General features: G+C 70.7%; 8 protein-coding genes. 3 read left to right on the top strand and 5 right to left on the bottom strand.

The features are described 5' to 3' along the window. Window positions 1-117 precede the first annotated feature (117 nt). Together ACFYO2_RS19225 and ACFYO2_RS19220 are read left to right on the top strand one after the other, a co-directional pair. Window positions 118-2007 (top strand): glycoside hydrolase family 3 protein, encoded by a 1890-nt coding sequence (locus ACFYO2_RS19225; protein ID WP_388350093.1) that lies wholly within the window; start codon window positions 118-120, stop codon window positions 2005-2007. Window positions 2008-2148: 141 nt separating this feature from the next. Then, window positions 2149-2796: a hypothetical protein gene (locus ACFYO2_RS19220; protein WP_388350091.1), complete on the top strand. Its 648-nt coding sequence runs from the start codon at window positions 2149-2151 to the stop codon at window positions 2794-2796. 37 nt (window positions 2797-2833) lie between these two features. On the opposite strand, the gene ACFYO2_RS19215 is transcribed toward ACFYO2_RS19220, so the two are convergent. The 5 genes from ACFYO2_RS19215 to ACFYO2_RS19195 all read right to left on the bottom strand — a co-directional run bounded on the left by ACFYO2_RS19215 (window position 2834) and on the right by ACFYO2_RS19195 (window position 10736). After that, complete coding sequence (locus ACFYO2_RS19215) at window positions 2834-4294, bottom strand: S28 family serine protease (protein ID WP_388350089.1); 1461 nt, start codon at window positions 4292-4294, stop codon at window positions 2834-2836. Window positions 4295-4403: 109 nt separating this feature from the next. Beyond that, window positions 4404-4796: a hypothetical protein gene (locus ACFYO2_RS19210; protein WP_388350088.1), complete on the bottom strand. Its 393-nt coding sequence runs from the start codon at window positions 4794-4796 to the stop codon at window positions 4404-4406. A 102-nt stretch (window positions 4797-4898) separates the two neighbouring features. Then, complete coding sequence (locus ACFYO2_RS19205) at window positions 4899-8636, bottom strand: ABC transporter ATP-binding protein (protein WP_388350086.1); 3738 nt, start codon at window positions 8634-8636, stop codon at window positions 4899-4901. 172 nt (window positions 8637-8808) lie between these two features. Next, window positions 8809-9831, bottom strand: coding sequence for an esterase-like activity of phytase family protein (locus ACFYO2_RS19200; RefSeq protein WP_388350084.1), 1023 nt, complete (start codon window positions 9829-9831; stop codon window positions 8809-8811). A gap of 53 nt (window positions 9832-9884) precedes the next feature. Next, window positions 9885-10736: a serine hydrolase gene (locus tag ACFYO2_RS19195; RefSeq protein ID WP_388350082.1), complete on the bottom strand. Its 852-nt coding sequence runs from the start codon at window positions 10734-10736 to the stop codon at window positions 9885-9887. 125 nt (window positions 10737-10861) lie between these two features. Between ACFYO2_RS19195 and ACFYO2_RS19190 the strand changes: the two genes are divergently transcribed. After that, complete coding sequence (locus tag ACFYO2_RS19190; protein ID WP_388350080.1) at window positions 10862-13030, top strand: ArnT family glycosyltransferase; 2169 nt, start codon at window positions 10862-10864, stop codon at window positions 13028-13030. Window positions 13031-13108: the final 78 nt, after the last annotated feature.

Raw genomic sequence — 13108 nt, 5'->3', positions numbered from 1 at the left:
CCGACTCGTTCCCCAACAACGCCGCCTGGCCTGTATCGACCCCTTCCCGCCTTGCTGTGCGCACCCTTGACCGGCAGAAACTCCCCGGATATTGGTGACTCCTCGGAAGTTTCCTTCATGAGGGAAGGAGCGCACGTGCGCGACTCCAGTACCGGAAGCACGGGAAACACCGCACGCCCCTCCAGACGTACCGTCCTCGCCGCGACCGCCGGCGTCACCGCCGCGCTGGCGGTCGACGGGACGTCGTACGCCGTCCCCGACGACAAGTACCTCCGCACCCTCATCTCCCGTATGACCCTGCAGGAGAAGGTCGGCCAGCTCTTCGTGACGCGGGTCTACGGCCACTCCGCCACCGCCCCCGACCAGGCCGACATCGACGCCAACCTCGAGGAACTCGGCGTGCGCACGGCCGCGGAGCTGATCGCCGAGTACCGGGTCGGGGGGATCATCTACTTCACCTGGGCGCACAACACCCGCGACCCGCATCAGCTCGCGGACCTGTCGAACGGGATACAGAGGGCGTCCCTGGAACAGCCGCGCGGGCTGCCGGTGCTGGTCTCCACCGACCAGGAGCACGGCATCGTCTGCCGGGTCGGCAAGCCCGCCGCCCTCTTCCCGGGGGCGATGGCCATCGGTGCCGGCCACTCGCGGGCCGATGCCCGCACCCTCGGTCTTGTCGCGGGGCGGGAGTTGCGGGCGATGGGCATCCGGCAGAACTACTCCCCCGTCGCCGACGTGAACGTCAACCCGGCGAACCCGGTGATCGGCGTACGGTCCTTCGGTTCCGAGCCGGACGCGGTGGCCGGACTGGTCGCCGCCGAGGTCGCCGGCTACCAACGCGCCAAGGTCGCCGCGACCGCCAAGCACTTCCCGGGGCACGGGGACACCGCCGTCGACAGCCACTACGGCTTCCCGGTCATCAACCACACGCGCGCACAGTGGGAAGAGCTCGACGCGCCGCCCTTCCGGGCCGCGATCCGCGCCGGCATCGACTCGATCATGACCGCGCACATCATGGTCCCGGCCCTCGATGTCCCCCACTCTCGACTTCGCTCGAGCGGGGGGACCCCCATCGGCGACCCGGCCACCCTGTCCCGCCCGATCCTCACCGGCATCCTGCGCGAGAAACTCGGCTACGACGGGGTCGTGGTGACCGACTCGCTGGGCATGGAGGGCGTACGCACCAAGTACGGCGACGACCGCGTCCCCGTGCTCGCGCTCAAGGCCGGTGCGGACCAGCTCCTCAACCCGCCGTCCCTGGACATCGCGTGGCACGCGGTCCTGAAGGCCGTACAGGACGGGGAGCTCACCGAGGCACGGCTCGACGAGTCGGTCCTGCGGTTACTGCGGCTGAAGTCGAAGCTGGGTTTGTTCGAGGAGCCGTACGTCAGTCAGCGCGGGGTCACCGAGACCGTCGGGATCGAGGCGCACCTGGCGGCGGCCGACCGGATCGCCGAGCGGACGACGACGTTGCTGGTGAACGAGGGGCGCCTGTTGCCGCTGTCCCGGCGTACGTATCCCAAGGTGCTCGTCGTCGGCGCCGATCCCGCCTCGCCGTCCGGGACGACGGGGCCGCCCACCGGGGTGCTCGCGGGCGCGCTCACCGAACTCGGCTTCACGGCCACCGCCCTGTCGACGGGCGCGGACCCCTCGGCCGCCACGATCGCCAAGGCCGTCTCGGCGGCGCGTGCTGCGGACGCGGTGGTGGTGGGGACGTACAACGTCACCGCGGCCAGTGCGCAGAAGACGCTCGTCGAGCAACTGGTGGCGTCGGGGAAGCCGGTGGTGGCGGTCGCGATCCGCAATCCGTACGACGTGGCCCAACTGCCCTCCGTACGCGCCTGCTTGGCGGCATACTCCTGGACCGACGTCGAGCTGCGGGCCGCCGCCCGGGTGATCGCGGGGCGGGTGGCGCCGCGCGGGAAGCTGCCGGTGCCGGTGCCGCGGGCGGACGATCCGGCGCGGGAGCTGTATCCGGTGGGTCACGGGCTGTCGTACCGGAGGTAGACCAGTGGTAGCGCTCCGGGCGTAGCGCCCGTACGTCGCGCAACCGGCGCACGCCCCCCAAAAGGCTCAAAGCACCCTGTATGCCTGGCGTGCGCCCGCCGTGGCGGGTCACGCTGGGCGAGGGGACCCGGGGGGATGGCGATGCGCGAGAGATGTTCCGTGGGGGCGGTGTGCGCACTGCTGGCGCTGCTGGCCGCCCTGTTGACGGGATGTTCGGGGTCGGCGTCCGGTGCGGGCGGCGGTGGCGAGGAGGACGGGCTGCTGGGTACGGCGGTGTCGCCCTCGCCGTCGCGGACGTCCGGGTACGGCGCGGTGTTCCTCGCGGTCGACGAGTGCAGCTCCTTCGGCACGACCAGTTTCACCGAGGTGGCCTGCGACGGTGAGCGCGCGGCTGCCCGGGTCGTGGCCCGTCACGACGGCACGGTCGCCGACGGGCCGCAGTGCCCGGGGACCACGGACTTCGTGCTGCACATCAGCGAACAGAGCCAGGTGTCCGACGAGGACGGCGACGGGGCGATACCGCAGGGCTACGCCTGTATGCGCAACCTGGGCCCGCCGCATCCCGGCGACCCGGGCGGCGGGGGCGGGCCGCGCACCATCGTCGGCGACTGCGTCTACGGGCTGGGCGACGGCCGGGTCCGCGAGACCGCGTGCGACGGCACGGCCGGCGAGAGGCCGGAGTACAAGGTGACCAAGGCGGTCGGCAAGCGCACCGAGTGCCCGCTGTCGACGGCCCTGTACGTCCAGCTCGGCGGCGAGCACCCGGTGGGCTGCGCCCGGCCGGTGTGACCCGCGAGGGGTCCGACGGCCGGGCGCAGCACGGGAGTTACGGGCGCAGCGCGGGCTCGCGCTCCGCGTCCCGCTTGTCCAGCTTGGCGTCGAACTTCGCCAGCGGCTTCGCCGCGGACGGGTCCGCCTGGACGGTGGCGGAGGCGACGCCCGCCCACTGCAGGATCCGGGCGGTGGCCAGCGCCTTCTGGTCGGGGACCAGACCGGCCACGTTCGCACCGTGGTTGAGGCCGGGGGCGGTGAAGACGTACGAGTCCTTCGCACCCTTGCCGAGACGGAAGCGCTCCGCGCCCCACGGGTCGTTCTGCCCGTAGACGAAGAGCATGTGGCGGGCGTTGTGCTTCACCCAGCTGTCCACGTCACGCATCGCGTACGGCTGGAACTTCATCGGGATGTCGCGCGGGACGAAGTTCCGGGGCGGCTGGTAGCCGTAGCGGATGTACTTCTTCTCGATGTGCGGGAAGACGATCGTCGGCGCACCGAGCTGGGTGCCCGCCTGGTAGTAGTACGGCGTGTACGGCGACAGGCCCTGGTCGGTGTAGAAGGAGAACCCGGAGATCGTGTCGATCGAGGTCCAGATGTCGTCGTCGGTCGCGGTCTTCGCGTCCGCCGGGATCGAGTCGCAGTCGGAGAGCAGGCTGTACTGCCAGAAGCCCCAGACGTAGTCGAGGACGACCGCCTCGTAGGCCCGGTCCAGGCTGCCGATGGTGTCGAAGGTGAAGCCTTCGGCGGCGGCGTACTCCGCGTACTTCTTCTCCAGCGGCTCCCGGCGCACCAGGGCCTCGCGCTGCACGGCGTTCAGCCGGTCGCGGCACTCCTTGGTGCCGACGCCGGCGAAGAAGCGGTCGTAGGCCGAGTCCTCGTTGTTCACGACGTCGTTGGGCGCGACGTACGCGACGACGCCGTCCATGTCGCGCGGGTAGAAGCGCTCGTAGTAGGTGGCGGTCATGCCGCCCTTGGAGCCGCCCGTGGAGACCCAGTTCTCGGTGTAGATCTTCTTCAGCGCCTTGAAGATGCGGTGCTGGTCGCTGGCGGCCTGCCAGATGTCCAGCTTGGTCCAGTCGGCCGGGTCGGGCCGGGACGGGGTGAAGAAGCGGTACTCCATGGAGACCTGGTTGCCGTCCACGATCTGGGTCGGCTCGCGGCGGCCCGGGTTCGTGGAGACGTTGTAGCCGCCGGTGTAGAAGACCGTCGGACGGGAGACGTCCTTGTGCAGCACGGTGATCCGCTGCTGGAACGTGCCCTTGGACGGGTTCCGGTGGTCGACCGGCTGGGTGTAGTTGAGGACGAAGAAGCGGTAGCCGGTGTAGGGCTTCTCCTCGATCAGGCTCATACCCGGTATGGACAGGAGTTGTTCCTTGATGTCCGTGGCCGCGGTGGTGCCGGTGGTACCTGTGGTGCCTATGGCCTCCGGCTCGGCGGCGGTGGCCGCCCCCGCCGTGCTCAACGTGCCTATGAGCACCGTGAGCGCCAGCAGCCATCTGAGCGCCTTGCGCATGCACCCTCCCCAGTAAGTACAGATGTGCGCCGGAAGCTAGCGGAGCAAGTCGCCTCAGCACCAGGGGAGATGGGCTCTGATGGGGAAAACCCTGTAGGAAAGCCGTGGTTCAGCAGAGAATCCAGCCGGATTCGTACGATCCGCCGCCCACCGCGCCTTCGACCCGCACGCAGCGGTGACCGGCGTGTACGGTCCTCGGGCCGGCCCGGTGGGTGAACTGCCCTTCGTCCACGACCGGTTGGAGGCCCCGGGCCTGCACGCTGACCATCATGTACCGCCGCGTGCCGGGCTGCTTGGCCAGAGTGACCGCGCAGACGTACCCTCGCCGCTTGTACACCTCCACTGTGCCGGTGGCGAACGAGAACGTCCTGACCTTGCGTCCCGCGCAGGACGAGGCGGCGGCCTGTGCGTCCCCCGGCGCGGCGAGGGCGAGCAGCCCGGAGGCGGTCAGCACGGCCAAGCCGAGCGCCAGCCGCCGGCGAATCCCAGCACCCGTGTTCACAGACGTCCCTCCCGTATCGCGCGATGAGCGTACTGGTGTACGGACGCGGGACGTATGTCGGATGGTTGCGCGGCCGTCACCGAGCCGCGCGACCTCGGTCGGTCAGGCCGCCGCGGGCGTGTCCTCCCCCACGAACGTCCGCCACAGCTCGGCGTACCGCCCGCCGCGCGCGAGCAGCTCGTCGTGCGTGCCGTCCTCGGCGACCTGTCCGTGGTCCATGACGACCACCCGGTCCGCGCGGGCCGCCGTGGTCAGGCGGTGGGCGACGACGAGGGTTGTACGGCGGCCCGCGATGCGGTCGGTGGCCTGGTTGACCTGGGCTTCCGTGGCGAGGTCCAGGGCCGCGGTCGCCTCGTCGAGGAGGAGGACGTCCGGGTCGACCAGTTCCGCGCGGGCCAGGGCGATCAGCTGGCGTTGGCCGGCCGAGAGGTTGCGGCCGCGCTCGGCGACCTCGTGGAGGTAGCCGCCCTCCAGGGTGGCGATCATCTCGTGGGCGCCGACCGCGCGGGCCGCCGCCTCGACCTCGGCGTCGGTGGCGTCGGGGCGGCCGTAGGCGATGGCGTCGCGGACGGTGCCCTGGAAGAGGTACGCCTCCTGCGGGACGACTCCGAGGCGGTGGCGGTACGAGGTGAGGTCCAGGGTCCGCAGGTCCATGCCGTCGACGGTCACCCGGCCGCCCGTCGGGTCGTAGAAGCGGGCGACCAGCTTGACCAGGGTCGACTTGCCGGCGCCCGTCTCGCCGACGAAGGCGACCGTCTGGCCGGCCGGGATGCGCAGGTCGATGCCGGTCAGGGCCTCTTCGGGTGCGTCGGTGGGGCCGTACTTGAAGTGCACGTCCTCGAAGGCGATCTCGCCACGCAGGGAGAGGACTTCGAGCGGCTCGTCGGCGTTCTTGGTCGAGCTCGGCTCCTGGAGCAGCTCCTGGATCCGGCCCAGCGACACCGTCGCCTGCTGGTAGCCGTCGAAGACCTGGGAGAGCTGCTGGACGGGGGCGAAGAACAGGTCGATGTAGAGGAGATACGCGACCAGGGCGCCCGTCGTGAGGGTCGCCGCGTCGATCCGTCCCGCGCCCGCGATCAGTACGGCGGCGGCGGCGACCGACGACAGGAACTGCACGAAGGGGAAGTAGATCGAGATCAGCCACTGGCCCCGGATGCGCGCCCGCCGGTAGCTGTCGCTGCGCGCCGCGAACCGCGCCGCCCCGTCCCGCTCACGCCGGAAGGCCTGCACGATCCTGAGCCCGGACACCGATTCCTGGAGGTCGGCGTTGACCACCGACACCCGCTCGCGGGCCAGTTCGTACGCCTTCACGCTCGCCCGGCGGAAGAAGAACGTGGCGATGATCAGCGGGGGCAGGGTCGCGAAGACGACGAGGGCGAGCTGTACGTCGATCACCAGCAGGGCGCCCATGATGCCGAAGAAGGTGACGACCGAGACGAACGCGGTGACCAGGCCGGTCTGCAGGAAGGTCGAGAGGGCGTCGACGTCCGTCGTCATCCTCGTCATGATCCGGCCGGTCAGCTCCCGCTCGTAGTAGTCGAGTCCGAGCCGCTGGAGCTGGGAGAAGATCTTCAGGCGCAGCGAGTACAGGACCCGTTCGCCGGTCCGCCCGGTCATCCGGATCTCGCCGACCTGCGCCGCCCACTGGACGACCACGCTGAGCAGGGCGAGGAGGGAGGCGGCCCAGACCGCGCCCAGGGCCATGTCCGTGACGCCGTCGTCGATGCCGTGCCGGATCATCACCGGGAGCAGCAGGCTGGTCCCCGCGTCCACGGCGACGAGGGCCAGGCTCACGAGCAGCGGCAGGCCGAAGCCCCGCAGCAGCCTGCGCAGGCCGTACGACTCCTCGGCGGCGACCGCCCGTGCCTCGTCGACGCCCGGGGTGTCGGTCGCCGGGGGCAGCGCCTCGACCTGGGCGAGGAGCTCGGGGGTGGCCGGGCTGCCGTCCATCGCGATGTCCCGGCGCTCGCGCTCCCCCGCCCAGAGCCTGGGCGTGATGCCGCTCTCGGCGTCGAACTCGGCGTCCAGTTCGTCCCGTACCGAGGTGTCCTCCGTCGGTTCCGCGGGCCGGGTGTGGCCGGGTGAGACGCCGCCGAGTTCGTCCGGGTCGGTGAGGAGGCGGCGGTAGAGGGCGGAGCGCTGCTGGAGTTCCTCGTGGGTGCCGAGGTCGGCGAGCCGGCCGCCGTCGAGGACGGCGATGCGGTCGGCGAGGTTGAGGGTGGAGCGGCGGTGGGCGATCAGCAGCGTGGTCCTGCCCTGCATGACCTGCTGGAGCGCCTGGTGGATCTCGTGCTCGACGCGGGCGTCCACTGCGGAGGTGGCGTCGTCCAGGACCAGCAGGCGCGGGTCGGTGAGGATCGCGCGGGCGAGCGCGACGCGCTGGCGCTGGCCGCCGGAGAGGGTGAGGCCGTGCTCGCCGACCGTGGTGTCGTAGCCGTCCGGGAGGTCCCTGATGAAACGGTCCGCCTGGGCGGCGCGGGCGGCTTTCTCGATCTCCTCCTGGGTCGCGTCCGGGCGGCCGTACGCGATGTTGTTGCGGACCGTGTCCGAGAAGAGGAAGGAGTCCTCGGGGACCAGGCCGATCGCGGCCCGCAGCGAGTCGAGGGTGAGCTCGCGGACGTCGTGGCCGCCGATGAGGACGGCGCCGCGCGTCACGTCGTAGAAGCGGGGCAGCAGCAGCGACACGGTCGACTTGCCGGAGCCGGAGGAGCCGACGACGGCGAGGGTCTCGCCGGGGCGGATCTCGAAGCTCAGCCCGTCGAGGACGGGGCTGGTGGTGCCGGAGGCGCGGTCGTAGCCGAAGGACACGTCGTCGAACTCGACCGTGGCGGGCGCGTCGGCGGGGAGTTCCTTGGTGCCCTCGGTCATCGACGGCTCGGTGTCGATCAGCTCCAGGACGCGTTCGGTGCCGGCCCGTGCCTGCTGCGCGACCGTGAGGACCACGGCGAGCATGCGGACCGGTCCGACGAGCTGGGCGAGGTAGGCGGAGAAGGCGACGAACGTGCCGAGCGTGATGTGGCCGCCGACCGCGAGCCAGCCGCCGACCGCGAGCATCGCGACCTGCCCCAGGGCGGGGACGGCTTGGAGGGCCGGGGTGTACCGGGAGTTGAACCGGATGGTGCGCATGCGCCCCGCGAAGAGGCGGCGGCCGACCTCCCGGAGCTTGCCGGTCTCCTGGTCCTCCTGCCCGAAGCCCTTCACCACACGTACGCCGCTGACGGCACCGTCGACCACGCCCGCGACGGCGGCGGCCTGGGCTTGGGCGTACCAGGTGGCGGGGTGGAGCTTGGTGCGGCTGCGTTTGGCGATCCACCACAGGGCGGGCGCGACGGCCAGGGCGACCAGCGTGAGCGGCAGCGACAGCCACGCCATGATCACCAGGGAGATCAGGAAGAGGAGGACGTTCCCGATGGTCATCGGGAGCATGAAGAGCAGGCCCTGGATCAGCTGGAGGTCGCTGGTGGCACGGCCGACGACCTGGCCTGTGGACAGCTCGTCCTGGCGGCGCCCGTCGAGACGGGTGATCGTCCCGAACATCGCCGTGCGCAGGTCGTGCTGAACGTCGAGGGCGAGGCGGCCGCCGTAGTAGCGGCGGATGTAGGTGAGGACGTAGACGGCGACAGCGCCGGCGATCAGGGCGCCCGCCCAGGGGGCCATGTCCCGGCTGTGGTCACCGATCACGTCGTCGATGATCACCTTGGTGACCAGGGGGACCAGCGCCAGGACGGCCATGCCGCCGAGGGAGGAGCCGAGGGCGAGGACGACGTCCGTGCGGTGACGCCATGCGTAACCGGCCAGTCTGCGCGCCCAGCCCTGTGTCTCCCCCTGTTGCGCTGCCACGCGGGTGCCTTCCGGTTGTCCTGATATTCCGGAAGGCACCAACGCGAAACGAAGCGGATTTCATCCCTCCGCAACAAAACGCTGCGCTGGCGAGGGCGTGATTCGGGTGCGGCGCCGTGGGGCTGGTCGCGCCCACGCGTCGGAGCCGCACATCGATACAGCCCCGCGCCCCTTAGGGGGTTGTCCTTACCCGGAGGTAATAGAAGCGGGTCGTTTGTACTGTGTTTTGGTTGTCGTCGCTTACCAGCAGCACCTTGAGGGCGTCCCTGCTTCGGCCTGTGATCACCATGCCCTCGATGTTGTCGAGGAGCGGGTTCGGCTGGGGCTGCTTCGCTGTGGCGCCCAGGGTCGGGCAGGCGGCGATGTCCGTGAGCAGGGTCTTCTTGATCGGGCGGACGCCCGCCTGGCCCGTCAGGTTCTCGATGCCGCTGGTGTCCGTCGCGCGGCGCGGGTCGGCCAGATAGAGGCGGACGGTGTTGCCGACACCGGGCGTGAAGCCGCGTTCCAGGACGAGGAGGCGGCCGTCGGGGGTGGCCTGGACCTCCGGGACGCCGAGGCCGGCGTCGACCGGGTAGGCGTACTGGGCGCCGAGCTCGAAGGTCTTACCGTGCCGCTCCCAGGTCTGGAAGCGGACGATGCCCGAGCTGTCGCCGGACAGGGCGTACTCCATCGACGCCAGCAAGGTGCGGCCCCCGGGAAGCATCGTCAGCCCCTCGAAGGTGCCGTTGGAGACGGCGCGGCCGGCCGGGGCGACCTGGAGGGAGGGCGGGACGGGAAGACGGTCGAGGATCTGGCCGGCGGGCGAGTAGCGGCGTATGGACGGCTCGGTCTCGGAGGTGATCAGCCGGGTGCCGTCACGGTCGATCACCAGGCCCTCGGAGTCGAGGGCGGCGCCGTTCTCGTCGGCGAGCGGGACGACCGCCCGGGGCTGGAGGGTCTTCGCGTCCAGGTCGAAGAGCGACGACCGGTCGGAGAGGGCGGCCAGCGAGCCGTCCTTGTCCAGCGCGAGCGCGGAGAAGTTGCCGACGAAGGTGCCGTCGTACGTCGTCTTGTCGAGCGCGTCGGAGAAGCGGTCGATGGAGACGGACGGCGAACAGGCGTGGCTCTCCCCGGCGTCGGCGGGTGAGGCGGCGGTCAGGCAGGTGGCCGCCGCCAGGGCCGCGATGGTGGTGGCGAGTACGGTTCTCAGGCGCATGGAGGTCACCGTAGGACGGGCTGGTGACGGACGGGAGACGGCGTCATGAAGCGTCAGCTCGCTGCCAGGTCACGGTGGACGACCTTGGCGACGCCCTGGATGGTCGCGATGCCGTAGTTCATGGTGCTGTTGCCGTGCGTGAGCACCGTGATCATGTAGTCGTGGCCGTTGCCCTTGAAGGCGCCGACGCTGTGCACCCGCCAGCCGTTGGTGGCCCGCTGCAGCCAGCCGTTCTTGACGGCGACGGAGACTCCGGAGGGCACTCCGTACGGCGTTCCCCAGCGCTGCGAGGAGATGACCTGGCCCATCAACTTGAGGATGTAGGCACGGGAGTTGTCGCTCAGGACCGTGTTCTTCGCGGTGACGAGCTTGAGCAGCTTCTGCTCGTCAGTGACGGTGATCTGGGTCAGGCCCCAGTAGCCGTTCGCGCCCGGCTTGGTCTGGGTCATGCCGGCCGCGGTGAGGAAGCCCCTGATCTTCGTCAGGCCCAGCTGCTTCCAGAGCGTGCTGGTCGCGCTGTTGTCCGACTTGGTGATCATGGCCCTCGTGAGGGTGACCTCGCGGTCCGTGAGGTAGCGGTTGTGCTTCTTCGCGTCCCACAGCAGCGTGCCGAGGACGGTGACCTTGACGACGCTGGCGGAGTCGAAGGCGGTGGAGGCGCGCAGGGTGCAGGTGGTCTTCGTCGGGCGGTCGTAGACGCCGACCGCGACCGTGCCCTTGCGGGTGGCGAGGGCGGCGGTGATGTCCCTCTTCAACTTGTCGGCGAGGCCCGCCTTCGCGGACGTACAGCTGACGGTCGGTGTGGCCGCGGCGGCGGGCGCTGCGGCGGCCACGACGGGTATGAGCGCGCCGACGGCCACGCCGGCCGCCAGGAGTCTCGTACGGCGGGAAGTCACATGAGTCATGCCCCACTTGACTCACATGCACAGGGCAAAGGTTGTACTTTTCGTCAGCATCTCCTTGGTCTTTTCACAGCTGAGCACCAGCCTCGGCACAGCGCTCACTCAACCCGACTGTGCACGCTGCGCGGGTGACGTCTGCGACTGATTCCCGCCCCGACTCCGCCGTGGCCCCCGACCCGCCGGAGCCGCCCCCTGCGCCGGCCCCTCGCTGGTCGCTCCCCGCGCTGATCGCGATCCTGCTCCTGGCGGCGGTGCTCTACGCCTGGAACCTGTCCGGCTCCGGCCTGAACAGCTTCTACAGCGCGGCCGTGCTGAGTGGTACGCAGAGCTGGAAGGCCTGGTTCTTCGGCTCGTTGGACGCCGGCAACTTCATCACCGTCGACAAGCCACCCTTCGCGCTGATGGTGATGGGCCTGTCGTGCCGGGTCTTCGGGTACGGCACCTGGCAGATGATGGCGCCGATGGTCGCGGCCGCGCTCGGCACGATCTGGATCCTGCACGCCTCCGTGAAGCGGGTGTTCGGGCACGCGGCGGCGGCCGTCGCCGCGCTGGTCCTCGCCCTGACGCCGATCACGGTCGCCATCAACCGCGACAACAACCCCGACACGCTGCTGGTCCTGCTGATGGTGGGCGGTGCGGCGCTGGCGCTGCGGGCGGTCCGCAACGACAGGTTGCTGCCGCTGATCGGCTCGGCGGTGTGCTTCGGGCTCGCGTTCAACACCAAGATGCTGCAGGGCTACATCGCCCTGCCGGCCGTCTTCGCCGTGTACGTGTACGCGTCGCGGCTCGGCTGGAGGAAGAAGGTCGTCAACCTGGTCCTGGCGGCGGTGGCGCTCGCGGTCTCCAGTTTCTGGTGGGCGGCGGCCGTGTCCCTGGTGCCCACGTCCTCGCGGCCGTACATCGGCGGCTCGACGGACGGCACCGCCTGGAACCTGATCATGGGCTACAACGGCCTGGGCCGGATCTTCGGCGGCGAGGGCAACGGCGGTGGCGGAGGCGGCGGGGGCGGCGGCTTCTCCGGTACGGCGGGCCTCGGACGCCTCTTCAACGACATCCTCGGCGGCCAGATCTCCTGGCTGATCCCCTTCGCGGCGATCGCCTGCGTCGGTGGTCTGGTGCTGTGTGGCCGAGCGCCGCGTACGGATATGACACGAGCCGCGCTGGTGCTGTGGGGCGGCTGGACCGCGCTGCACTACCTGACGTTCGCCATGGCCGAGGGCACCATGCACCCGTACTACACGACCGCGCTCGCCCCGGGCATCGCGGCGCTGTGCGGGGGCGGCGGCGTCCTGCTGCTGCGCGCCTTCCGCGGCGACCGGCGCTGGGCGTGGGTGCTGCCGGCGGCGCTGGCCGTCACGGCGATCTGGTCCGTTGTCCTGCTGCGGCGGGCCTCCGGCTGGAACACCTGGCTGTGGCCGACGGTCGCGGTGGTCATGGCGCTGGCGATCACGGGTCTGCTCGTCTTCCGCTCCGGCAACCGGGTACGGCTGCTGGCGGCCTCGGTGGTCGCGGCGATCGTCGCCGCGGTGGCGGGCCCCGCCGCGTACGCCTGGTCGGTGCCGTCCGGTTCGGGCGGCGGGGGCGGTATGGGCGGCGGTACGAACCCGACGGCCGGGCCGTCCACGGGCAGCGGCTTCGGCGGTGGGCCCGGTGGGGGCGGTGGCGGCGGCCGGGGTGGCCTCGGCGGCGGTGAGCTGCCGGGGGGCGGTACGCAGCAGGGCGGACAGGCCGACGGGCAGCAGCCTGGCCAGGACGGCGGCGGTCAGATGATGCCCGGCGGCGGCAACGGCGAGCTGCCCGGCGGCCAGAGCGGCGGCCAGGCTCCGGGCGGTACCGGTGAGACGGGCGGTACGCCACCCGGCGGCACCGGCGTTGCCACCGGCCGCGGCGGCATGGGCGGCGCGAGCAGCGAGCTCGTCTCGTATCTGGAGAAGCACCAGGACGGCGCCAAGTGGCTGCTGGCCGTGTCGAGTTCGCAGAGTGCCGCGCAGCTCATCGTGAGCAGCGGCGAGCCCGTCATCTCCATGTGGGGCTGGTCCGGCAGCGACAAGGCGATGACCCTGGCCAAGCTCAAGGAGCTGGTGAAGAAGGGCGAGCTGCACTACATCCAGCTCGGTGGCGGCGGCATGGGAGGCGGTGGCGCGGGTGGCTCCAGCGCCAACTCCGAGCTCACGGAATGGGTGCAGAAGAACGGGACGGCGGTGAAGGAGAGCGAGTACAGCTCGGCCTCCTCCTCGACCTCCTCGCAGAGCAGCACGTCGACGATCTACCGTCTGGACGCGTCGGACGTCAGCTGATCCGACCGGCACAGCCCCAACGCCCCCTGGCCTTCCGACCAGGGGGCGTTTTGGTATGTCAACTCGCGTAGACAAGGG

This window comes from Streptomyces sp. NPDC006602 (genome assembly GCF_042870385.1).
Taxonomy (GTDB): domain Bacteria; phylum Actinomycetota; class Actinomycetes; order Streptomycetales; family Streptomycetaceae; genus Streptomyces.
The sequence above is the reverse complement of the archived record's forward strand: the minus strand, read 5'-3'. Positions and strand labels throughout refer to the sequence as shown.